This window comes from Arthrobacter sp. EPSL27, from assembly GCF_001512305.1.
Taxonomy (GTDB): domain Bacteria; phylum Actinomycetota; class Actinomycetes; order Actinomycetales; family Micrococcaceae; genus Arthrobacter.
In genome coordinates, this window is the sequence record NZ_LNUT01000001.1 from 169,715 (window position 1) to 190,068 (window position 20,354).

General features: G+C 65.7%; 26 protein-coding genes. 1 reads left to right on the top strand and 25 read right to left on the bottom strand.

All coding sequences use genetic code 11. The features are described from left to right. Positions 1 to 37: 37 nt before the first annotated feature. The 4 genes from AR539_RS00630 to AR539_RS00645 all read right to left on the bottom strand — a co-directional run bounded on the left by AR539_RS00630 (position 38) and on the right by AR539_RS00645 (position 5,318). Positions 38 to 349 carry a DUF7169 domain-containing protein gene (locus AR539_RS00630; RefSeq protein ID WP_066431281.1) on the bottom strand — a complete coding sequence of 104 codons (312 nt, stop codon included), beginning with the start codon at positions 347 to 349 and terminating at the stop codon, positions 38 to 40. Further along, complete coding sequence (locus AR539_RS00635) at positions 346 to 651, bottom strand: DNA ligase LigA-related protein (protein WP_197410519.1); 306 nt, start codon at positions 649 to 651, stop codon at positions 346 to 348. The genes AR539_RS00630 and AR539_RS00635 overlap by 4 nt, the downstream gene beginning before the upstream one ends. Further along, positions 648 to 2,558, bottom strand: a complete 1,911-nt coding sequence (locus AR539_RS00640; protein ID WP_066431282.1) for a DNA polymerase — start codon at positions 2,556 to 2,558, stop codon at positions 648 to 650. Before AR539_RS00640 ends, AR539_RS00635 begins: the two co-directional genes overlap by 4 nt. Before the next feature lie 270 nt (positions 2,559 to 2,828). Continuing rightward, entirely contained in the window at positions 2,829 to 5,318 is a 2,490-nt protein-coding gene (locus AR539_RS00645) for a phage/plasmid primase, P4 family (RefSeq protein WP_066431284.1), read from the bottom strand. Positions 5,319 to 5,477: 159 nt separating this feature from the next. Here AR539_RS00645 and AR539_RS00650 point away from each other — a divergent pair, with 159 nt between their 5' ends. Beyond that, on the top strand, positions 5,478 to 5,699 hold the full coding sequence (locus tag AR539_RS00650) for a hypothetical protein (RefSeq protein ID WP_066431289.1): 222 nt from the start codon (positions 5,478 to 5,480) through the stop codon (positions 5,697 to 5,699). On the opposite strand, the gene AR539_RS00655 is transcribed toward AR539_RS00650, so the two are convergent. The 21 genes from AR539_RS00655 to AR539_RS00750 all read right to left on the bottom strand — a co-directional run bounded on the left by AR539_RS00655 (position 5,696) and on the right by AR539_RS00750 (position 20,351). Continuing rightward, on the bottom strand, positions 5,696 to 6,139 hold the full coding sequence (locus tag AR539_RS00655) for a hypothetical protein (protein WP_066431291.1): 444 nt from the start codon (positions 6,137 to 6,139) through the stop codon (positions 5,696 to 5,698). The two genes, AR539_RS00650 and AR539_RS00655, sit on opposite strands and share 4 nt — an antisense overlap. Continuing rightward, positions 6,136 to 6,396: a glutaredoxin domain-containing protein gene (locus AR539_RS00660; RefSeq protein ID WP_066431294.1), complete on the bottom strand. Its 261-nt coding sequence runs from the start codon at positions 6,394 to 6,396 to the stop codon at positions 6,136 to 6,138. Before AR539_RS00660 ends, AR539_RS00655 begins: the two co-directional genes overlap by 4 nt. Further along, entirely contained in the window at positions 6,396 to 6,725 is a 330-nt protein-coding gene (locus AR539_RS00665; RefSeq protein WP_157360886.1) for a DUF7455 domain-containing protein, read from the bottom strand. The genes AR539_RS00660 and AR539_RS00665 overlap by 1 nt, the downstream gene beginning before the upstream one ends. Positions 6,726 to 6,796: 71 nt before the next feature. Further along, positions 6,797 to 6,925, bottom strand: coding sequence for a hypothetical protein (locus AR539_RS19785; protein ID WP_269433659.1), 129 nt, complete (start codon positions 6,923 to 6,925; stop codon positions 6,797 to 6,799). Next, entirely contained in the window at positions 6,925 to 7,638 is a 714-nt protein-coding gene (locus AR539_RS00670; protein WP_066431296.1) for a recombination directionality factor, read from the bottom strand. The genes AR539_RS19785 and AR539_RS00670 overlap by 1 nt, the downstream gene beginning before the upstream one ends. A gap of 141 nt (positions 7,639 to 7,779) precedes the next feature. Then, positions 7,780 to 8,184, bottom strand: a complete 405-nt coding sequence (locus AR539_RS00675) for an LAGLIDADG family homing endonuclease (protein ID WP_066431302.1) — start codon at positions 8,182 to 8,184, stop codon at positions 7,780 to 7,782. Continuing rightward, on the bottom strand, positions 8,181 to 8,549 hold the full coding sequence (locus AR539_RS00680) for a DUF4406 domain-containing protein (protein ID WP_157360887.1): 369 nt from the start codon (positions 8,547 to 8,549) through the stop codon (positions 8,181 to 8,183). Before AR539_RS00680 ends, AR539_RS00675 begins: the two co-directional genes overlap by 4 nt. After that, positions 8,546 to 9,376 (bottom strand): hypothetical protein, encoded by an 831-nt coding sequence (locus AR539_RS00685; RefSeq protein WP_066431311.1) that lies wholly within the window; start codon positions 9,374 to 9,376, stop codon positions 8,546 to 8,548. The genes AR539_RS00680 and AR539_RS00685 overlap by 4 nt, the downstream gene beginning before the upstream one ends. A 201-nt stretch (positions 9,377 to 9,577) precedes the next feature. Further along, a complete protein-coding gene (locus AR539_RS00690; RefSeq protein ID WP_066431321.1) occupies positions 9,578 to 10,165 on the bottom strand; it encodes a hypothetical protein in 588 nt (195 codons plus the stop codon). Positions 10,166 to 10,263: 98 nt separating this feature from the next. Further along, on the bottom strand, positions 10,264 to 10,878 hold the full coding sequence (locus AR539_RS00695; protein WP_066431324.1) for a hypothetical protein: 615 nt from the start codon (positions 10,876 to 10,878) through the stop codon (positions 10,264 to 10,266). Positions 10,879 to 11,028: 150 nt separating this feature from the next. Further along, the gene (locus tag AR539_RS00700; RefSeq protein ID WP_066431327.1) at positions 11,029 to 11,262 is read right to left on the bottom strand and encodes a hypothetical protein; all 234 of its coding nucleotides are present in this window, start codon (positions 11,260 to 11,262) and stop codon (positions 11,029 to 11,031) included. 9 nt (positions 11,263 to 11,271) lie between these two features. Further along, a complete protein-coding gene (locus tag AR539_RS00705) occupies positions 11,272 to 11,544 on the bottom strand; it encodes a hypothetical protein (RefSeq protein WP_066431331.1) in 273 nt (90 codons plus the stop codon). A gap of 81 nt (positions 11,545 to 11,625) precedes the next feature. Beyond that, positions 11,626 to 12,705, bottom strand: coding sequence for a hypothetical protein (locus AR539_RS00710; RefSeq protein WP_066431334.1), 1,080 nt, complete (start codon positions 12,703 to 12,705; stop codon positions 11,626 to 11,628). Further along, the gene (locus AR539_RS00715; protein ID WP_066431337.1) at positions 12,702 to 13,706 is read right to left on the bottom strand and encodes a tail fiber domain-containing protein; all 1,005 of its coding nucleotides are present in this window, start codon (positions 13,704 to 13,706) and stop codon (positions 12,702 to 12,704) included. The genes AR539_RS00710 and AR539_RS00715 overlap by 4 nt, the downstream gene beginning before the upstream one ends. Continuing rightward, the gene (locus AR539_RS00720; RefSeq protein WP_066431340.1) at positions 13,707 to 14,921 is read right to left on the bottom strand and encodes a hypothetical protein; all 1,215 of its coding nucleotides are present in this window, start codon (positions 14,919 to 14,921) and stop codon (positions 13,707 to 13,709) included. After that, positions 14,912 to 16,318: a phage tail family protein gene (locus AR539_RS00725; RefSeq protein WP_066431343.1), complete on the bottom strand. Its 1,407-nt coding sequence runs from the start codon at positions 16,316 to 16,318 to the stop codon at positions 14,912 to 14,914. The genes AR539_RS00720 and AR539_RS00725 overlap by 10 nt, the downstream gene beginning before the upstream one ends. Then, complete coding sequence (locus AR539_RS00730) at positions 16,318 to 18,633, bottom strand: phage tail protein (RefSeq protein ID WP_066431345.1); 2,316 nt, start codon at positions 18,631 to 18,633, stop codon at positions 16,318 to 16,320. The genes AR539_RS00725 and AR539_RS00730 overlap by 1 nt, the downstream gene beginning before the upstream one ends. A 12-nt stretch (positions 18,634 to 18,645) precedes the next feature. Beyond that, on the bottom strand, positions 18,646 to 18,969 hold the full coding sequence (locus AR539_RS00735; RefSeq protein ID WP_066431351.1) for a hypothetical protein: 324 nt from the start codon (positions 18,967 to 18,969) through the stop codon (positions 18,646 to 18,648). 26 nt (positions 18,970 to 18,995) lie between these two features. After that, positions 18,996 to 19,265: a hypothetical protein gene (locus AR539_RS00740; RefSeq protein WP_066431354.1), complete on the bottom strand. Its 270-nt coding sequence runs from the start codon at positions 19,263 to 19,265 to the stop codon at positions 18,996 to 18,998. 99 nt (positions 19,266 to 19,364) lie between these two features. Beyond that, complete coding sequence (locus AR539_RS00745; RefSeq protein ID WP_066431356.1) at positions 19,365 to 19,916, bottom strand: phage tail tube protein; 552 nt, start codon at positions 19,914 to 19,916, stop codon at positions 19,365 to 19,367. Between the two features lie 18 nt (positions 19,917 to 19,934). Further along, entirely contained in the window at positions 19,935 to 20,351 is a 417-nt protein-coding gene (locus AR539_RS00750; protein ID WP_066431359.1) for a hypothetical protein, read from the bottom strand. Positions 20,352 to 20,354 lie beyond the last annotated feature (3 nt).

Sequence of the window (20,354 nt, forward strand, 5' to 3'; positions counted from 1 at the left end):
TTTGTTATACGTGAGGCGTTTTGCGTGGAGGTCCGGGTTACTCTCCGTTCCAGCGGGCTACCGCTGCCTCGACGTTTACACGCGCCTGCCGTAGCTCGACGGCGTAGCGGGCGAGGGCTTCCTCCGCTGCGCTTACGGCATCCCTGACGGCCAAACGCCGGGGGTCGAGGACAATGTCGCCGGTCGGGTCGCCGTGGCCGCCCGAGGCCCGCTGTGTGGTGTCCTCGCGGGGCTGAGGAACCGGGGAGCGTTCCCACTGGACTTCGTCGGCGACGCCGAGGGCCAGGGCCAGCCGGAGGGACTCTTCGGCGACGGTGCGGACGGTGTCGGCGAGGTTGATATTGCTCATTTCGTGGTGGTCCTTTCGGAGTAGGTGAGGAGGTCGCCGGCGACGCGGTTAGCGCGTTCGTCGTCGAGGGGTAGGTCGTAGCCGGTCGAGCTCGTGAAGTTCCGGAAGGCGTCCCGGTGATAGGCGACGCTCTCGGAGATTTTGGGGTGCTCGGACTGAAGGCGGATTAGCTCCTGAGCCCATGCGTCGTAGGTCGCGTCGGGGATCAGGGAGGAGTCGAGCCTGTAGTAGAGGATCGAGTGAACCAGGACTTGACGCCGCCGCCTCTCGATCAGGGAGGCGACGACGTCGGGAGCGCTCACCAGATGCCCGCCATAGGGTCGGCGCCGTAGGCGGCTCCCCAGTTGCGGCCGGTCACTTCGCCGGTCGAGCTCAGCGGCACGCCGTAGAACATGCCGGACATGATCCGGCCGATTTCGGCAGCCACTTCGTCGGCGACGTCTGCCGGTGCCTGAGCGAGGAGTTCGTCGTGGATAGGCAAGAGCAGGTAGTCGCCGAGGCCGGCGTCGAAGAGGTCCACGATCGCCTGAGCGAGAATGTCGCGCGCGGTCGACTGGATCACGTAATTGGTCGCGGAGTAGAGCCGGTCGCGGTCGAGCGGAAGGTGACGGCCGCTGACCGTGATTACTTCCTTCTTGCCGAACTCGGCGCGGCTCTGGAGCTTTTTCGAGTAGCGCTTGATTTCCGGATAGACGCGGTCATACTCGGCGATCGCGTGCTTGACGCCGTCCATAGGGGCGCCGGTCTGCCGTGCCAGGGTTTCGGCGCCGCCACCGTAGACCTTGCCGAAGCCGGTTCCCTTCATGAGCTTGCGGTGGAACTTTGTGTAGTTCGGCCCGTAGACAAGCTCGGCGGTGTAGCCGTGAAGGTCGACGCCCGTCTCGATCGCGTGCTTCATGGCCTTCACGTCGGCGAGGGCCGCGAGCACTCGTAGCTCGATCTGGTCGTAGTCGGAACTAATCATGACGTGGCCGGGGTCGGCGACGACGGCCCGCCTGATCTTGAAGTCGCCGGAGGGCAACTGTTGGAGCGGGGGCCGGGAGACGGACATTCGAGCTGTGCGGGCTTGAAGGCCGTTGATCGAGGCGTGGAGCCGGTCGTCAGGGTCGCGGTAGTCGAGGAAAGCGTCGACATAGGAGGTCTGCCACTTGCTCGCCCGCTTGGCTCTCATGACGGCGTCGGCGAGCGGGTTCGGATCGCGGGCTTCGATCCGCTCCCATTCCCGGTCGAGGTCGGCCAGGGTGGAGAGAACGGCCTTGTCGACCTTCCACTTGCCGCCGTCGGTTTTCTCGGTGAGGGTTTCGCCCATGCCGAGGAGCGCGTCGGCGACTTGGTCGGTCGAGTTTATGTTCTCCACGCCGTAGCGCTTGGCGACCAGGGCGTAGTCCTCGTGCTCCTTCTGGAGGTCGAGCCGCAGCTGGTGAATGTAGGCGACGTCGAGCTTCATGCCTTTGCGTTGCATGACGCAGAGGAGGCCCTGAAGGTGATGCTCGAACTTCGAGAGCGGGTTCAGACCTAGATCCTTGATCGTCGGCGCGAGCTCGTAGAAGAGCCGCGTCACAAGGATTACGTCAAGGCCGGCGTAGCGGACGTAGAGCTCGTGGTCGATCTTGATGTTGGCGAAGCCGTAGGAAACGTGCGGGCGCTTGCCGCTCTTGCGAACGTGGGCGTCGACGGTCTCCTTCGAGACGGTCTTCTTCCAGTCGGCGTAGAGCTTGGAGAAGATCGAGGAAAGGCCCTCTTCGGTGTCCGGCGCCGTGTCGTCGACGTAGATTTCCGAGAGCTCCTTCAGCCTGAGGCCGGCGCCGCCTTCGGACTTCATGCGGGGGTCGAGAAGGTGGGCGAAGATTTTCGTGTCAAAGACGCGATCCGCGAGCTCCTCGATCTTCACGCCGAGGGTCCGGTCGATCACCTGAAGGTCGAAGGCGGCGTTGTGGACGACGAAATGCCGGTTTTGCCGGAGGGCCTCACAGATCACGTCGGCGAAGAGGTCCACGCGGAGTACCCACGCCTCGCGGCCGTTGCCGATCTGCACGAGGCGGCACTCGAAGCCGTCTTCGTAGATTCCGAGGCCGGTGGTTTCCGTGTCGAGGCCGAGGACTTTGTCGCCCTGAGCCAGGAAGTCACGGAAGCCCGCGAGCTCCGAACGCCGCTCCGGGAAATAGATGGTGCAAGCATCGCCCGCGATCGTGTGATTGAGGATGAGCAAGGGTTCCCTCCTTCGAGGTCGTGTAAACGGGGGATAGTGGCCGGGGGCGGCTTTGCACCGCCGACGATTTCGGGTCGCCCTGATTTGTCCCGGCCTTGGCGCCCCTCCCTCCGGAGTCCAGTCACGAGGGGAGGGGCGGTCGGTCAGCTAGACCCGGTCGCAGGGGTCGGGAGCCCCGCGCCAGTGAACGAGGTTGCACGTTCCGCAGACGTACTCGCGCTCGTCGAGTTCGAGGTCTACGTCGTCTTCGAGGTCGATCACGTTTTCTCCCTAGATGATTGAGTCGAGGTCGGCGCCGGAAATGGGGCGGACCGTTTTGGGTTCAGTAGAAGAGGGAGCCAGGGGGGCCTCTTCTGCTCGATCGGATTTCTCGGGCTCGGCGTGGTCGGGGACCGCGTCGGTGCGCCGCGCTCGCCGGATGCCGTCGAAGGCAACGCCGTTCATGGTTTTGCGCTTCGTCAGACCACGCTCTTCAAGGGCGCCGAAGAAGGTTCGCCGGGTCCAGCGCTCCTTACCGGGGAGGTTCTCTTCGTCGGCCCACTTCAGGTACTCGTCGAAGAGCACCTTGCCTTCAACGCGGCCGGCCTCGGAGTCCTGCACGAAGACGCCGGGGAGGAAGCCCGCGAGGGCGTCGGAGGTTTCCCGGTATTCCTTCGTCGAGCTCCGGATAATGTCCGGGTCTTGGAGGCCGCCCTTGTACCACTCTTGGGCGCCGCGGACGGCCCATGCGAAGATGCCTTCGGCCTCGGCGAGAAGCTTGTCGCTGAGCCGGTGGTCGCGCTCCTCAGGCTTGAAGTAGCGCTCCCAGGGGATCAGCTTCACTCGCCGCCAGAGCCCTTCGTCCTGCCCCTTGAAGCTCGGCTTGAAGTTGGTAGCCAGGTTGAGGAGGAACTGAGGCCGGAACTCGAAGAACTCCTTACGCATGAACCGGGCGGCGATCAGGTCGCGGCCGGTGACGCGCTTCAGGACCGACTCGGCCATAGGCCGCCCCTGCTCACCTTCGGCGGCCATGACCAACCGGGCGCCCTTCAGGGCCGCGAGGTCGTTCGGAATGCCGCCGCTCGCTCGATCCTCGAAGGTCGAGAAGGGCGTCGTGGTGGTGAGCTCGCGGAAGACTTCCGTCAGCGTGTCCGTGTAAACGCTCTTGCCGTTGGCGCCGGTTCCCCAGAGGACCGCGAAGCACTGCTCGGTCGTGTGGCCGGTGATGCCGTATCCCACGAGGCGCCGCATATAGGCAGGGAGGTCCGGATACGCCGGGAATACTTCGTCGAGGAAGGCTTCCCAGCGCGGGGCGCGGGCGTTCGGGTCGTAGTCCAGGTCGACGCGGCGGGTCAGCAGAAGCGCCGGGTCGTGGGGCCGGAGCTCGCCCGTCCGCAGGTCCACGACGCCGTTCCGGCACGCGAGGAGGTCTGCGTGCTTGTCGAAGTCGCCCACGGAGGCCGGGACGCCTTGGACCGCCTGAAGCTCGCGGAGCATGGCGTCGAGTCCTCGCGTGGTCTGGGCGTGCTTGGAGTAGGCGCGGAGACGTCCGGCGCGTGCCTTGTCGTCCTTCGTGGCGCCGTCCAGCTGGGCCAGCTCGCTCGCGTCGTTGGCGAGGTCTTTCAGCAAGTCGGCGACGGTCTGGGCATGGGTCCGGATCGCCTGACGGTCGTCCTTCCTCCAGACGCCTTCCTCCAGCAGGTAGAAGCCGACCTCCTCGGTGTAGCGGACGCCGGAGCCGAGCGACTCTACGAAGTCGCGGAGGTAGCGGGCGCCGCCGAGGTCCGTGAGGCTGTAGCGGTCTTCGTCCCATGCCAGCAGGGCGGCCGAGCGGCTCTTGACCGTTTCGGCCTCGGCAATGGCACGGATCGCCTCGGCGTAGAAGCGGGAGGGGTTGGCGGCCCGCCAGTCGGTAAGGTCCATCCCGTCGGGCAGGTCGAGCACCTTCACGCGGAGGTCGTGGCCGGTGAGCGCCTCGGCCAAAGTGACGGAAAACCGCCGCCCCGCCGGGTCGCCGTCTCCGGCAATGACCGCCTCGCGGCCGTCCAGCATGGCGACCAGTTCGGCGACGACGGCCGGATTCGAGGAAAGGCCGGCGCCGCGGATTCCGATGGTGTCGAAGCCGAGGGCCGAGGAGGCCGTGAGCGCGTCGCCGGGGCCCTCGGTAATCAGGACTTCGTCAAAGCCAGCAGAGCCGGGGAAGTAGCCGACCTTGGCCCATGAGGCGCCGTCGGGGCTCTTGGGGCCGAGCCAGCGAACGGCGGCGTCCCTAGCCAGGGCGCGGGCTTGGAAGCCGCGAGCGACGCCGTCGCGATCGCGGAAGGGGACCACGAGGCGAGGACCGCCGCCGAGGTCGTCAGCGAAGCCGAGCCCGATACGCTTGGCGTCCTCGGCCGTGACGCCGAAGCGGTCGGCGGCGTACTGGAAGGCGGCCTCGGCGTTCGAGTCCATCATGAGGATTTTGGCCGCGTAGCCGTCTAGCTTCACGGCGAGGGCGGCGACGTCGGCGGGGGAGGCCGGGACGTCCTGGGACGTTGCGCGGGCGGTGAAGTCGACCTCTCCGGCCGTCATCGTCGCGAGGTCGCGCATGGTCAGCCCGAGGGCCTCGACCACCTTGGGGGTTTCGCAACCGGCGCGGCACCGGAGGAGCACCTTGCCCGCGTCGCTCACGGTCAGCCGGAGGCTCTGCTTCGAGTCGTTGTGTGCGGGGCAGTGAACGAGGTAGCCGTCGGGCGTGGTTTCGACGTCGTCGAGCTTGGCGATTAGGTCAGCGAGGGTCACGTGGGCCTCCTTCGGAGAGGGGAATGTTGGTTCAGAAGAAGAGGGAGCCAGCCGGGAGCGTCTTGCTCAGACCGGGGGCAGAAGTCAGTTATATTTGTGGGCGTCATAACGAAACGCGCTACGCGAGCTATTGGCCGCGTGTGGGGGAGGCAGCATGAAATGCACGATGTAGAAGCACCGCAACGGCCCGCCGAGCACGAGGAGGGGACGTTCATCCTTCTCCCAGTGATCGGCGAGCCTGACGCACAAATGGCGGTGTTCAGCGACGGCTCGTATTCCCGGTGGCTACCGAAAACGACCGGTCAGGCGTGGAGCTTGGGAATAAGCACTTTTGCGAGCCTCGGGCTCATGGATGTGCTCAATGCCGTGCCGTGGCTCTAGCCCTTAGGAAAGGGCCTCTCGGTGTCTTCGGCGGTTCCAGAAGCGTGGACCTCGAAGGCGGCCGGGTCAGAAGCCCTCAGGCCGGCCTCAGCGCTACGAAGCCGTAGTAGGAGGCGGGCGAAAGTCGCAACATTCATAACCGCGTAGGCGTCGCCGATCGAGCGGCGCGGACGTTTCACAAAAGCCACCGCGTAGGGCTCCCCTGCGTGGTGCTTTTGTTTTTCGGCGCCGTCCAGGCCGAGGCGGATCGCCTCCTCCCAGGACTTGTACGCCTTGGCCTGAATGATGAACGGCGAGACGCCGTGGACGTCGCCGGAGTCTTTGAAGCCCTCTTGCGCGACGCGGCGCGGGGCGAGGCCGTACCGTCCGCCGAAGTAGGAGGCCAGGGCCTTTACGATCAGCGTCTCGAAGGCCGTCCCTTTGGACTTGGCGGCGCTCATTCGCTGGCGGCCTCCTTCCAGCGCTCGATGAAGAGGTCGAGGAGGTCAGGCCGGAAGCCCGTCCATTCGTCGCCGTAGGAGGTCATGACGACGGGGGCCTGAGTGTAGCCAAGGGCCTTGATGTGCTCGGCGTGGGCTTCGTTCTCGGGGAGCGTCACGTCGATTTCGCGGAAGGTCACGCCCGCCTTCCTTAGCGTGGACTTCGTCGGGCGGCACTGGACACAGCCGGGGGTCGTGTAAACGGTGATTTCTGGCATTAGATACCTCCTCGGGTAACGGTGTTCAGGTAGGCGGGGACGTCCTGCTTCTGCGCCTTGACCGAGGCGGCCAGGTGCCAGCGTTCGTCGACGGTCATTACGGCCTTCTCGCGGAGCGTCGGCTCGAACTCGGCGTAGTGGTGGGCGCAGAAGTAGAGCGGGAGGAGGCCCTCGCGGGAGACGGAGAGCATGACGGCGACATAGGCGCGGGAGGTGATCCCGCAACGGTCGCAACGGTCGGCGGCCGTGAGGGTCGCGGGCGGGAGGTTCGACTTCTTCACGAGGACTTTGGTCGGCTCGCTCGGGGCGGCTTCTACGGGGATTTTCACGAGGGGCTCCTTCCAGAGGTAAAAGGGAAAGCCCCGCTCCAGCCGGTGAGGGCCAGAGCGGGGCGGGGGTGCTACTTCTCAGCCAGGGCGCCGAGGATGAAGGCGCCGAGGAAGATCAGGCCGACCTCAGTCCAGAAGTCGAGGTCGACCGGGCCGAAGGCGACGATTGCGGCCCACACGAGGCCGGCAATGAGGCCCATTACGCGGCGCCCTTGATCTTCAGGACCGGCTTCGTGTAGCTCACGGTCTGACCGGCGCGGGGGCCATTCTTGGCAACGAAGGAGACTTCTTCGAGCTTCAGGGCTGCCTTGACCTTGCCGGTGTCGGAGTCGGCGGCGTAGTCGGCGAGCTCGCCCTCGACGTCGTTGTAGGCCAGGTCGGAGGCCATGCTCCACGAGCCGGTCTGGAACTTGAAGATGCCGAGCTCTTCGTCTTCAGCGAGCCGGAAGTAGACCTCGATCTGAGGCTCGGCGCCGATGCCGTCGCGGGCCTTGGCCTTGCGTTCCTGAAAGCTCAGGTGGGCGTCGGGGTCCGGGCCTACCTTGTCTTCCGGATAGTCGATGGTCTGACCGTCGCCGGACTGGATCAGCTTGCCCGAGCGGGACCAGAGGACCATCTTCTGACGGAGCGCCTTGGAGCCTTCCAGGATGATGTCGATTTCCTTCGAGGCGGTGAAGACTTCGAGGTTGTCCTCGCCCTTGGCGTCCCATTCCTGAGGCTGGTCGCCGCCGAAGAGCTCGTAGACGGCGTCGGCAACCTCGGGGTCGCCGGTCGTGATCCGCCATTCACTCAGGGCGGCGGGGCGGCCGTTCAGCTGGTGGCCGGAGCGGAAGCGGCCTACGACGTCGTCAGCGAAGCGCTGGCGCGGCTTCTGGGCGGTTTCGGGGTTGTCTCCAAAGATTTTCAGTGCCATTGCGTTAGTCGCCTTTCGTAATGCGTTTGTAAGTTCGGCGGGCCGTCGGCCCTTGTCGTGGTGACATGTAGAGAGGGAGCCATGAGGCCCTGATCTGCTCACGAGCTCGTCGAAAACTTTCAGGGCCTCATGGGAGGCGCTTTACGCGGCCGTCAGCGGCTTAGCGACGCCGGCGGGGCGCAGAATACGGGGGCCAGGGGTCGAGCCCGTCCCAGCCTCGATTACGGCCTTCTGCCGGAAGTGGGCGACGCCGAGGACTTCGGCGATCTTGCCGGAGCGCCGGGTGCCCATGAAGGGGAGAATCTGGCGCATGATTTCCGCGGCCTTCTCGCCGGAGAGCTCCGTGTGCCACGTCGGCTTAGCCGGGGCGGGATGGAGCGAGAGGCGGATTTTCGCGTCCATGAGAGAGGCGGCGCGTCCTACTACGTCACGGTCGGTCATGGCGAGGCGGATACGCGGGTACTTGCCCCGGTGGGCGTCGAAGGTGCCTTCGCCTTCGAGGAGTCCGGCGAGCCAGAGGAGGTCGTCGCGGTTTCCGTGGATCATTCGTGGGTTCCTTCCTGAAGAGTTGGACCGTCAGCCAGCCAGAGCGGCAGGGGACGGGCAGGGAGGCCAGCGGCGCGAGCCAGGGCTCGCTCGGCGAGGGCTCCCTTGGAGTGGCGCCAGCCGTCGAGGAGGGCGACGCCGTCGGAGGCGAGCAGGAGCTCGGCGTCACGCCGGAGGGCGGCCAGCAGGTGCTCGCGTGTAAACAGTTCGGCCGGGGCGTCGGGGTCGAAGCCCTCGGCGAGGTCGGTTTCAGCCGGGGAGATCACGTCGAAGCCCGCCGAACGGAGCGCCGAAGCGCCCCGCTCGAAGGCGTCGAAGTTCCAGCGGGGGTATCCCGTCATGGGGCCGGCGAGGTAAAGCCTCACTCGGCCGTCTTGCGGGCGCGGGGAGCGCGGCGCTTGGGGCCGGTCACTTCCGCGTCAGCAGGTCCGGAGAAGACCTCGCGGCCGACGATGGTCGACTTGATTTCCTTCTCGTAGCGGAAGACCTCGCGAAGGTGGAGGAAGACGTCGAAGAGCTCTTCGTCGCACCGGACGGGGACCAGCTTCCAGCCCTCGGGCCGGACGTGGAGCACGGCGCCACCGTCAGCCTGAGGCATGGGAATACGCCCGCCGTCGTTCCGGATGATCGAGTCGGCGAAGCGGTAGGCGGCCAGCTGGATTCCGACCTCTTCGTGAATGCCGGAGCGGGTCGTCTTGTTGTCCATCCAGAGGCGCTCGCCGCCGATGGTGGCGAAGGCGTCGAAGGAACCGGCGTACTCGTGCTTGTCACTCCACACGGTTTCTTCCATGAAGTGATACTCGGGCTTGGCGACGGTCAGGAACTCGTCGAAGTGCCGCACGAAGGGTTCGAGATCCGGATGGACGCGGCCGAGCGCTTCGCCCTTTGCCATGCGCTCGAAGAGGTCGTGCGCAGCGGTGCCCGTGTCGGCGGCCTTGCGCGTGTTGCGATCCGGCGCCTTCTTCAGGTGGTCGACGGCGGCCGAGGGGTCGTTCAAGACCATGCTCACGATTACGCCGAGCTCGTCGACGGCGGTCTGGGCGACTTCCTTAGCGGCCCAATAGCGGAGGAACTCCTTGGGGAGCATTCCGATGATGGAGGTTACGCCAGGAACCTTGATCTTGCCGTCGTCAGGGTTCACGTAGAAGCGGGCGCCGCCTCGCTTGATGGTATTTACCTTGGGTGTCGTCACGGCGGACGCTCCTCTCACTGTCGGGATGGGGACAGTAAGAGAGGGAGCCAGGGGCTGCCGGGTTGCTCAGGGCGGGGCCGGGGAAATTGAGGCATGACGTTATGACGAAAAAAACGTCATTCTGTATCCAGTGCTAAGAGAGAGAACTCTTATACATAGATGCAGAATGACGTTTCATTCGTCATTTCGTCATGGGGAGCGTCAGGAGGCGAGCTCCTCGGCGCGGGTCGCTACCCGGCGCAACGCCTCCCGCGCCGCCTTGCGGTCCTTGGCGGGCAGCTTGGCGAGCGAGTCGACGTTTACACGCGCCAGGGCCCGCTCGGTCAGAGTGCAGAGCTGGAGAATCTCCTCGACGCTTGCGAGCTCGGCGCCGCCGCCGAAGATGTTCAGGGTGCCGGAGGACCGCTCGCGCTTCTCGACGGAGCGTTCGCGGGGGCTCTCCTTGCGGAGGCCGAGCTCGTCGACCTCCTCCTCGCTGAGGCGGTCACGGAGGAGGTTGCCGGAGTGGTAGCGGATCGCGGCCTGAAGGCTGGTGACTTCGTCGCCGGGGACGTGGGCGGCGCTCATGACCTCGCGGACCCAGGTCCGGTAGGCGTAGGTGCGACCGAGCCAGTCCGGCTCACCCTCGCGGGTGAAGAAGTGAGCGCGGGCGTCGATGAAACGCCGGGCCGTCTCGCGGAGAAGCGCGGTGCGCTCGTTGTCCGAGGATGTGAGGGACTGGCTGATAGCCTCGATCGCGGCCTTCTGAATGTCAGGAAGAGAGGCGGGGGAGGCAGTCGTGTTGTTCATAGTGGTCAGCCTACTAGCGCGTAGCGCCTTTCGCTAGTCTGCCTTGTAACGCAAAAAGCCCCGGCCCTCCCACCTGGGGAAGACCGGGGCTGATTGCGTTACTTGCGTGAGGCGTAGATGAAAGTCATATCTCGGGCCACGGCGCCGGCGAGATATTCAAGCTCGTCCTGAGTGCCATTGTTCGGGACTCGAAGGTGCTCGCGGTAGTCGTCCATTGCCCGCTCGGAGGCGTGGGTGTCGCCGTCCTGAGGCAGGTCGCGGACGATCCGCACGAGGTAGCCGGTCGCGTTTCGGATTGCGTCGGCTTCGTTCGGATAGCGGACGTCGGTCACGACGACGGGGGTTCCGTTGGCGCGGAGAGCGTCGATCCGCTGGAAGGCCGTCCTGATCCAGAATTGGTCATCCAGCGACCGGATGGACTCTGTCCCGAACCGCTGGAGGGTCCGGCGAACCTCGGGGATCAAGTCCTTGGCCTTCTCCCAGCCGAGGGACTCGACGACGTCCGAGAGGCGCCACTCGCGGACGCGGGTCACGCCTTCGTCGAGAAGCGGGAAGGTGCCGACGATCGGATCGAGGGCGAGGGCGGCCTCACGGAGCGGGTCGGCCAGGGCGACTCGGGCGTAACCGTGGTCGCGGACCAGCTTGGCGGCGAAGGTGTCCTTGCCGACGCGCTTCTTACCGATCAGGCCGATTAGAGGGGCGGGAGTGGTCATTTTCGGGGCTCCTTTGGGTTGGTTGGAGTGGACACTCGGAGAGGGAGCCAGGACCGGCAGGTTTGCTCAGTTCGGCGAGAAATTGCCGGAAACGACGAAAAGCCCCTCCCTCAGGCAGAGGAAGGGGCGTTTTCGGAAGGATCGTGCCGGTTAGCCGACGGGGCCGGACTTCAGCGGCTCGGGGAGCTTGGGGTCGTCGACCGGCGTTACCTTGCCGCGAGTCCAGACCACCAGGGCGGCGGTGCCGATCAGGTCGACGGCGCCAGCGATCGCGTGCTCGGCGTCGGAGTCGATCGGCAGGGCGCCGACGACGATCAGGGCGTGGAGGAGGGCGGTCACGGCGGCAACGATCGCGCCACGGATCACGAGGGGTTCACGGTTCATTCAGGGCACCTATCGGGAGAGAATCTGCTGGAGTAGGGGAGCGGCGGCAATGGCGAGGCCGGCGGCCGAGGCGACGGTCGTCCAGAGGGCGCGGGGCGATACCGTCGGGGTGTTTTCGAGGGCGCGGAGGCGCGTCTCGTGGTCGCTGAGTTCGCGGCCATGCACGGCCAGGTCGGCGCCGTGCTGAGCCAGGGCGACGTCGACCTTGCCCTCTAGGCGTGTAAACGCAATGAGAAGGTCGGCCTCGGCCTTTGTGGGGCTAATTTCCGGAGGGGTGGGCATAGTAGATGTGAGCTCCATTTCTGGGAAAGTCAGCGGCGTCGTAGAGCGCCCGGTGAAAGGCGCCCTACGCGACGGGGCGGGTCAGGTCCAAGTGCCGGTGTGCTTCATGATCGAGACGGTCGTGTCATTGCGGCGCGAGTTCGACTGGACAATGACGCCTCGGATGTAGCTACCTGCCGTGAGGTATCGGGTGAAGGTGCCTGTCGTCTCCCATGAGGCGCCGTCCGTGAAGCTGGAGGCGTAGGTCTGCCCTGAGCCGTTCTTCAGGAGCAGCGCGGCGCGGCCAGGGGAGCCGTTCGGGAGGGACATGAAAGTGACCGAGTAGAGCCCATTTTCCAGAATGTTGATTGCACCAGAGAGGGCGCCAGCCGAGCTCGCAAACGTGTTGTTCCACGTCTTCGAGTTGTCCTGAGTGAGCGGCCCGACGTCCCAGTTCACGAGCCCGCCAGCAATGTCAAAGGAAGCGTTGAACTCGGCGTAGGCGAAGGGCAGGGTCCACTTGGAGCCGTCCCAGCGCTCGATCGCGTCCATAGTCGGCAGGGAGACGTCGAGGCGGCGGATCGACACACCGACTGCCAACGCTCCCGGCGTGATTTCGTCTCGTTCGGTCTTGTTGCGGACGGGGATCGGGGCGCCGCGGAGGGCCGTGTAGCGCCATACCTGAGTGATCGTGACCTGAGCCCCGTTGGTTGCGGTCGCCCCGCTGTTCACGAGGGCCTCGGCGAGGACGTAAGCCCCGGCCGGAAGGCTCGCGTAGGGCTTCGTCGGCGTGCCGGTAGAGGCGGTGCCCTGAAGGACAGCGAGGACGGCCGTATTGGTCGCGTCGCCTTTGTCGAGGTCGTTCTGCTTGACGTAGATCAGGTCGTAGCGCGAGCCGGTGCCGGGGGCCGCCGTAGTGGCGACGTTGGTCGTGCCGGTGAGGGTGAACATGTAGACGCCCTCATTTGTCGCCCGGTTCAGGACGGGCGTGATCGCGGCGACGTTGTAGCTCATGTTCGCCGTGCCGGTTACGGGCGTCGCGTTGCGCTGGTCGAGAAGGCCCTGACGGGGAACGCCTGGGGAGTTCTCAGCCACGAGAGAGCCCAGCACGAGGCGGCCTTCGATCGGGGTCGTGCCGACGGCGCCGTTATTGCGGACAAAGAGGCCACGGTTGGCGGTCATTCAATTACTCCTTCTGGAGGGAGGATTTCGTAAGAGACGGGGGCGGGCGGGAACTCTGGCGCCGCGCTTGCCTGACGGCGGCGGTCGAGGCCGGCTCGGCTCGGCCGGGTGTACTTCGGGAGCTTCGTGTTGAAGGCGGCCTCCAAGGCGGCGATCCGCTCGTTCTGCTCCTTGACGACGTCGAGGAGTGCCACGGAGAGGAGGTCGTAGCGGATACCGTCGATCCGCCCCTCGTACCACTGGACGATTTCGGGGACGTGCTCGGCGACCTGCTCAGCGATCAGGCCGTACTCGCCCTTGGCGCCAGGGATCAGGTTGGGCGGGCCGATCAGGCGCTCGCCCGTCTCGGGGTCTTCCGGATACACGAGCTGGTCGTTACGGTCGTAGATCACCGGCTGAAGCGCGAGGACGTCGGAGGCGTCGGAGTCGTGGCGCCTGATGTTGTTCTTGTATCGGGCCGAGGAGGTATTCCGGCCGAACTGGTTCCCGGCGCCATTCCCTACCCATACGGCGTAGAAGCTCGTGCCGGGGACGTTTTGGTTGTACGCCTGCCACGAGCCCTGAGCGAGGCTTGCTTCAGGGACGACGCCGGAAATATCGCCGCCGTTGTGGCCGTGGCCGGAGGGCGGGTAGCTGGCGGGCTTGTTCGAGATGTTGCCCCAGTCGACATTGCCGCCGCCGACCTGAACCCAAGAGCCGTTGTACTTGACCTCGACGCCGTAGGAGCCGGGTTTTGAGTTGGTCAGCGGGCCGAAGCGGGCCACGGCGTTGCCTCCGGCGTCGTAGGCGACTACGGCGCCGTCGGTGGTGTTGATCGAGACGCGGGTGCCGCCGTCGGCGTCCAGCACGCGGAGGCCGTCGCCTCCCGAGATTGAGGCGTTACGCAAGGTAGCGCCGCGCTCCAGGGAGGCGACTTGGCCCTCCAGCTTCGTGATCTTCTGCATGAGGGCGGCCAGCGGGTCGGATTCGACCGAGCGGCGGGGGATGCCGTCTAGTTCCATTTAGAGCCTCCCTTGCATTGGTGCGACTGTGAGCTTGACTGTTTCGGTGTGGTCGCCGTCGACGGCCATGATGCGGACCCGGTAGACGCCGGGCTCGATCATGGGGTGGCCGGGGCCCACGTTGATCTGAGCCCACTCGCCCGGTAGGTACTGGCCGAGGCCGGGGCGTTGATCGGCGCGGACCTGAAGGCTCCATTGGTCCCAAGGGGCCAGCGAGTCGGCGAGGAGCCGGTCGGCGACGGCGTCGAGAATGTGCTGATCCTCGACGTCCTTGGAAGCAATGTCGGTTTCGGTCCAAGGGAAGCCCGCATTTACGAGGCGAAGGTCGGTGGACCATGCGAGCTTCATGTTGCGTTCCTGCCCGTTGCCGGGAACCCAAGCGCGGGCGGCCATGCCCGTAGCGTCGCGCTTGACGCCGAGCTTGACGACGCCGGACTCGGCTACGGCGGTATCCCAGAGCCAGTCGGGGCCGGACTGGACTAGGAGCGGCTGGGCGTCGGTGCCGGTTTCCATTACCCACTCGACGATCGTTGGATCGTCGGCCTTGAAGCGGGGCCGGAACCTAATGTCAGGCCCGTTCTGGACTTCAGTCAGTTGCCGGAGGCGCTCGCCGATGTTGCCGAGGTCGTAGCCCTGATAGTTCCGTTCGTTGGTTCCGGACTCGATCGCGGGGAGGACGATGTTTAGCGACCCGGCGTTCGAGCCGTCGGGGCGTGTAAACGGGTTGTCCTGAATGCTGATCCGCACGAGCTCGCGGGCGATCGAGCCGAGCGAGAGGTTGCGGAGCTTGATTTCGACGGAGTTCGGCGGTCCCCAGTTGTACCGCCACCAGTTAGCGAGCCAGTCCTGAGCCGTCATGGCGACGGACGGGGCATTACCGGGGAGCACCTTGCGGGTGTCGAAGACGGACCAGAGGCCGGAGGCCGTGAGCGCGAGCTCTTCCCGCTCGGCGTCGTAGTCCTGAGTCCAGATCGGCCCGCATTCGAGAATCTGCCCGTTGTAGGCGATTCCGAGGCTTTGCCGGAGCGCCATAGTCGCTAGGCGGACCTCGATGTTCCGCAGCTCCTCGGAGTTGACCTTCAGCGAGGCTTGGATCGGGCCAGGGCCGTTTAGGCGCATGCCCCACGAGACTTTAGACGGGGGGAAGAAGGCCGAGATTTCCCCGGTGACGGTGTTGCATAGGAACGCCTGATAGCCGACGTTTTCTACCACCATGCGGGCCTCATTTCTAGGGTCATTTGAGCGCCGGTGTTGCCGGGTGACTCGAAGAGATAGGTGTTACGGGTCCGGCCGGGGACGCGGGTCCACTCGCGGCGGGTCAGGTAGCCCGAGCGGTCGGCGTAGCCGTCCAGCAGCACGGAGCCGTCGCCGGCGTTGATTACGAGGCGCTGGCCCTCGAGGACCGGCTCGGAGTAGATCAGGCGGGCGCCTGTCGAGACTTCCGTGATGGTGAAGCCAGGGGCGTAGCCGGTGATCGTAAAGACCGGAGCCGCGTCAGCTGTGCCGACGTTTTCCAACGTGGCCGTACCGGGGGAGCCAGCGGCGCCGAAGTCGAGGACTCCGGCCGTACCGGTCGACGCGACGGGCGGGGTCGTGCCAAGGTAGGCGTCTCCGGCCCATCCGCGCTCGCCGCCGACGGTCGTGCCGCCGATAACGTTCTCGGCGTAGAAGTAGGCCGAGTTCGCCGGGGCGACGGCAGAGTGTGTAAACGTCTGCCACGAGTTCAGCGTCGAGAAGGCCGTTACCGGGCCAGCGGAGGAGCCGATTTCGGTGCCGGAGGAGTTGAAGAACCGGAGCGTAATCTTGCCGTCGAAGCCCGCCGTGTCCACGCCCATATCGACGCTTGCGTAGGCCGTTTGACCGGGGGTGATCGGGACCAGGCCGGGGCCGACTGACGTAGGCGTGCCGGTAGAGGTTCCGGTCGTGCCCATGTTGCGGCCGTACCAGAGGTAGGAGCCGGTGCCAGACTTCGTGACGACGATCGCCGGGCGACCGTTGATGATTTCGTAGGTTCGGACGTAGGCGCCGGAGGTTCCCCAGCCGTTGCCGTCATACGGTGCCGCGTTGTTTGCGAGGTTGCCGGGTGACGTGTGGACGTAGCCGCCCGATCCGAAGAGGTCGAAGGCGAGGCCGCCGCCCGGTGCCGCCGCGAGGGTCGACGCCGTGAGCGGGAGGCCGTACTTGCGCGGGTCAGGAGCAACCATGTCGATCATGAAGAAAATGTCGAGGTTGCCGTCCCAGTTGACCGTAGGGGTGCCTTGGATAAAGACCGTCGCCTCGCGGTAGCCGAGGTCGGCGTCGTTCACGATGAACTTGCCCGCCGTGCCGTCGGCCAGGGCCGCCGCCAGCGTGTCGGTCATGCGGGCCGCGTCGCCTCGGTTTCCCGTGAAGATATGGCCGCCGAGGGTGATTACGCGCTGATCGCGCCAGCCGCGCTCCGAGAAGGAACCGTGCGCCCAAAGGCGAGCGGTCCCTTCCCGGCGCGTGCCAGCGGGGGAAAACCAGCCGTCAAGGTGGGTGAGCACCTGATTGGTTCCCGGCTGGAGCTCCAGCATTTCGCCGGTCGTCAGCGTCAGGGACGCCGCCGTGGTGGTGAAGGTTTCGAGAGCCATTAGCGCCCAACTCCTGCCCTAAGTAGCTTCCTAGCCGCGAGCTCGGCGTAAGCCTCCTCGGACATAGGAACGTTGAAGTGGTTTTCCTGATGGATAGGTGCCTGGGCGCCTCCGTTGCCCCGCGTAGCCGCGTCCACGAGAGCGCCCTGAATGCCTCCGGCCTGAACGTCCGGGCCGATGATGGAAGCCCCGGCCGGGATCGAAGCGAGGGCCGCGACCGAGCGCTCGACGTCGTGGTGCATATCCTGAATACCGAGGATCAGACCCTCGCCGATGTTCACGCCGAAGCCGCGGAATACGCGGGACGGGGAGTGAATACCGAGTAGGTCTTTGAAGACGCCCACGATCGGGCCAGGGACCAGAGAGAGGATCGCGCGGCCGATAGCGCCCATCATTGAGCCGATGCCGTTCACGAGGCCCTGAATGATGTTCTGGCCGATGCCGAAGAGGGCTGAGCCGGCGTTCCACATGGCGCCGGTAATGCGCCCGATCAGGCCGCCGAAGAAGCCGAGCACCTGCCCGATTCCGCCAGAGACGCCGGAGACGATCGAGTTCCAAGCGCCACCGAGGAAGCCGACGATGCCGTTCCAGACGGAGCCCCAGACGCCGGAGATTGCCCCGAGCACGCCGCTGATTACGGAGAGCACGACGCGGATCGCGCCGCCGATTAGGGCCGTGATCGTGTTCCAGATGCCCGCCACGATGTTTTGGATGCCGGACCAGACGCTCGACCAGTTGCCGGTGATGATGCCGGTCACGACTTGGATCACGCCCTGAGCGATCTGCATGGCATTCCGGATCACGTCGGCTACCACGCTGAAGACCGTCACGACGACGGGGAGGAGCGCGGAAATGACCGGGATCAGGAGCCCCGCGATCATCTGCACCAGCGGGCCGACCGCGCTCACTACGTTCCCGAAGATCGAGACAAGCGGAGGCATGACCGAAGTCACCAAGTTGGTAATGACCGGGGCCAGCTGAGCCATGAGAGTCGTCGCCAGCGGGACTACCGCCGTGAGGACGTTCATGATGATCGGGACAAGGAGTGTAAACGCGTTGCCGAAGGTGAAGATCATGGACGTTATGGCGGGCATGATCGCGACGAAGACGCCGGACAGGGTCTGCACGAAGGTCGACACGAGCGGGACGATCTGAGCCAGGGCCACGGTCAGCGTCCCAGCGATTCCGACGCCTAGCTGCATGATCGCGCCGAGGAGGACCGGGAGGACCGGCTCCAGCGAGCGGAAGAGGAGGCTCAGCGGGGAGAGCTGGGACGCTACGAGGAGCGCTACCTGTCCGAGAGGCTGGAGGGCGTCCCAGATAGGCCGGAGCGCGTTAGCTACCTGCTCGAAGACTCCGGCGAGGCCGGAGCTTGTCACGTCGCCGTCGTTGGCCTTCCACGCCGCGCCGAAGGCTCGGACGGCGCCGATCAGCGGCTCGAAGGCGCCACTGAGGCCGCCCTGCCCGAGCATGTTTGCCCATCCCTGGAGGGTTGGCATGACGTTGGTATTGATCCATCCGAAGGTCGACGTCAGGACCGGGAGGAAGGCCGTGCCGATTGCGGCGGTGATGTTGCCCCAGCCGGCCTTCATTCGTTCCAGCTGGCCCGCGTAGGTCGCGGACTCCTTGGCGAAGTTGCCGTGCGCGTCGGCGGTCTGCTTCGTGATGAGCGAGAGGATCGCGGCCTTCTTCGCCGTGTCCGTGTACTCACCGCCGACCTTCTGGGCGCCCATAGCGGCGGCCTCGGCCTCGATCGCGGCGGCGTTCAGGGTCACGCCGTACCGCTCGATCGGGTCCATTTCGCCCTTCAGGGCCGAGGAAAGGGCCTCGACGGCGTCGGACGTGGTCCCGCCAAACATGGAGGCCATATCGGCGCCGAGGGTAATCAGGTCGTTGGTCTTCCCGGCGAGCTCCTCCATAGGGATGCCCGCGTTCTTCAGCTGGGAGCCGATCAGCGTGCCGAGGGTGTTGTACTGATTCGCCGTCAGGCCGACGGACATAGCGGCCTGATCGGACCACGCGAGCATCTGGGAGGAGGAGCCCTTGAAGACCGTCTCAATAGCCCCGATGCTCTGCTCCAGGTCGCCAGCGGCCGAGATAGCGCCCTTGACGAAGCCGCCTATCGCGCCGACCGACGCGAAAGCCAGGGCGGGAGCTACGAGGCTCTTGAAAGCGCCAGCGAAGGCGCCGCCGGACTTCTCGCCGCCGTCCCGGCCGGCGCTCTCCATAGGGGCCGTGACCTCACCCCGAAGCGCGGTAGCGAAGCCCCTCGCGGAGGGCAGGACGGTAAGGGTTGCGTACCCGACATTTGACACGAGGGGGCCTCCTTAGGTGTCGGTGGTTCCTAGGCGCTCTCGCTGGGCCTCCAGTGCTGCGCGGAGCGTCGAGTAGCGGGTGGACTTGTTCGCCGCCTCCGGCTTCGGCCGTGCGGGATGCGGGTTGCCGGTGAAGGCGTGGTACAGATCGGAGAGGAGGTATGCGTGGACGTCCCAGCCCGCTTCGGTCTTGCTCAGTTGCCGGGCGCACGCCGACTCTGGCGGGAGGTGGTGAATGAGGACCGAGAGGCGCCGGATCGAGAGCTCGCCGCGCCAGTAGTCCGCGAAGTCGACGCCGTAGAAGCGCTGAAGGTCGGCCTCTACGACGTCGGACATTTCACGGAGAAGGGCGGCGAGCGGGATCAGTTTCCCGCGATACCGAGGGCCTTCTGGAGGTCCATAACGAAGGCGTCGACGTCGCCGACCTTGGGCTTCGTGGCCTTGAAAGCGGCGTACTGCTTATCGCCGAGGATCAGCCGGAGGAAGGTTGCGATCTTGCCGGCCTCGAAAGCTTCGATTGCCTCGAAGTCCCATTCGGAAGACGGATCGAGGAGGAAGTCGACGCCTCGGGCGGTGAAGGGGATTTTTTCGCCGAGTGCTTCAGCAGCGGCGGCGGACTTGGGTGCGGACATGGGAGCTCCTTAGCGTGGGTTGGAGGAAGTCAGGGGGTGCGTGGGAGGGTATGTAGACGGGGGAGTCGCCCCACGCGAGCGGCTCCCCCGATAGGTGCCTTACGGGGCGGCCGGGTCGTCCTCGATGGTCGTGTAGAGGGTGCCGTCGGACTCGGGGAAGACGACGACGGTGATCTCGTAGACCGTGGGATCGGTTTCGGATTCCTTGATTTCGGCGACGTTGGTCACTTCGGCGTGCTTGGCGAAGCGGCGCTTGATCTTGGCGCCGTCACGGACCTCGAAGCCGACCGAGAAGCGGGTTCCGGCAACCGGGGCCTTGATCTTCGCCGTGCGGACTCCACCGGTGACCGTGCGGGTCGAGCCAGGGTTGATAAGGGCGAACGTAGTGTCGTTGTCTTCCAGCGCTACGAACTTGAAGGTTCGCTTGTGCTTGGAGTTGGTCCGGCGATAAAGCAGACCGCCCCAGGCGTAGTGCTCGGTCGAGTCGCCCTCGCGGGCTTCGGTGATCCCGTTCTCGCCGTCCAGAAGACCGACGGCCTTCCAGTCGGCGGCCCATGCGGTGATGATGTCGGCGGGTCCGTCGGTGTTCTCGGGGGCAATGTAGACGTCAGCGCCGAGCCACAGAGCGGTATTTTCAGCGTTGCCAGCCATTCAGCACGCTCCTTTTCTTTAGGTCAGTTGGCGGGGCCGCAGCCGCGCCGTGATGGTGAAAAATGAGAGCGGGAGGCCCGTCTCTGGATCGCCCGTCGGGATCGGCCCGGTAACGGACGTGGACCCCCGCACGTCGGCGGAAGACGCCGAGAGGAGGAGGGCCTCGCATAGTGCGGCGAGAGCCTCGCCGAGTCCTTCGTCGCGGTGGTAGACCAGCACGCGGACGGTTGCCCGCCCGTCGAGCCGGGAGTCGCGGAACTTGCCGTCGGAGCGGACTTGTATGTACGGGAGCTTCCGTGAGGCGTCGTCGCCGGTCAGCCCCTTGGTCGACACGACGGCGCCTCTTGCGTAAGGCTCCGTGCGCGAGGCCAGGAGCGTTCGCAGGAGGTCGCGGACGGCCAGCTGAGCGTCTGGGAAGGCGATAGGTGTGTTCATGCC

What these genes read in the sequence shown, in the direction of transcription:
- AR539_RS00690 (WP_066431321.1), bottom strand. Translation starts at nt 10,165, where the DNA reads ATGAACAACACGACTGCCTCCCCCGCCTCTCTTCCTGACATTCAGAAG.
- AR539_RS00745 (WP_066431356.1), bottom strand. Translation starts at nt 19,916, where the DNA reads ATGGCTGGCAACGCTGAAAATACCGCTCTGTGGCTCGGCGCTGACGTC.
- AR539_RS00725 (WP_066431343.1), bottom strand. Translation starts at nt 16,318, where the DNA reads ATGGCTCTCGAAACCTTCACCACCACGGCGGCGTCCCTGACGCTGACG.
- AR539_RS00705 (WP_066431331.1), bottom strand. Translation starts at nt 11,544, where the DNA reads ATGCCCACCCCTCCGGAAATTAGCCCCACAAAGGCCGAGGCCGACCTT.
- AR539_RS00750 (WP_066431359.1), bottom strand. Translation starts at nt 20,351, where the DNA reads ATGAACACACCTATCGCCTTCCCAGACGCTCAGCTGGCCGTCCGCGAC.
- AR539_RS19785 (WP_269433659.1), bottom strand. Translation starts at nt 6,925, where the DNA reads ATGGGCCTCATTGCCGGCCTCGTGTGGGCCGCAATCGTCGCCTTCGGC.
- AR539_RS00695 (WP_066431324.1), bottom strand. Translation starts at nt 10,878, where the DNA reads ATGACCACTCCCGCCCCTCTAATCGGCCTGATCGGTAAGAAGCGCGTC.
- AR539_RS00720 (WP_066431340.1), bottom strand. Translation starts at nt 14,921, where the DNA reads ATGGTGGTAGAAAACGTCGGCTATCAGGCGTTCCTATGCAACACCGTC.
- AR539_RS00660 (WP_066431294.1), bottom strand. Translation starts at nt 6,396, where the DNA reads ATGCCAGAAATCACCGTTTACACGACCCCCGGCTGTGTCCAGTGCCGC.
- AR539_RS00740 (WP_066431354.1), bottom strand. Translation starts at nt 19,265, where the DNA reads ATGTCCGCACCCAAGTCCGCCGCCGCTGCTGAAGCACTCGGCGAAAAA.
- AR539_RS00655 (WP_066431291.1), bottom strand. Translation starts at nt 6,139, where the DNA reads ATGAGCGCCGCCAAGTCCAAAGGGACGGCCTTCGAGACGCTGATCGTA.
- AR539_RS00630 (WP_066431281.1), bottom strand. Translation starts at nt 349, where the DNA reads ATGAGCAATATCAACCTCGCCGACACCGTCCGCACCGTCGCCGAAGAG.
- AR539_RS00710 (WP_066431334.1), bottom strand. Translation starts at nt 12,705, where the DNA reads ATGACCGCCAACCGTGGCCTCTTTGTCCGCAATAACGGCGCCGTCGGC.
- AR539_RS00670 (WP_066431296.1), bottom strand. Translation starts at nt 7,638, where the DNA reads ATGGCACTGAAAATCTTTGGAGACAACCCCGAAACCGCCCAGAAGCCG.
- AR539_RS00715 (WP_066431337.1), bottom strand. Translation starts at nt 13,706, where the DNA reads ATGGAACTAGACGGCATCCCCCGCCGCTCGGTCGAATCCGACCCGCTG.
- AR539_RS00700 (WP_066431327.1), bottom strand. Translation starts at nt 11,262, where the DNA reads ATGAACCGTGAACCCCTCGTGATCCGTGGCGCGATCGTTGCCGCCGTG.
- AR539_RS00675 (WP_066431302.1), bottom strand. Translation starts at nt 8,184, where the DNA reads ATGATCCACGGAAACCGCGACGACCTCCTCTGGCTCGCCGGACTCCTC.
- AR539_RS00735 (WP_066431351.1), bottom strand. Translation starts at nt 18,969, where the DNA reads ATGTCCGACGTCGTAGAGGCCGACCTTCAGCGCTTCTACGGCGTCGAC.
- AR539_RS00650 (WP_066431289.1), top strand. Translation starts at nt 5,478, where the DNA reads ATGCACGATGTAGAAGCACCGCAACGGCCCGCCGAGCACGAGGAGGGG.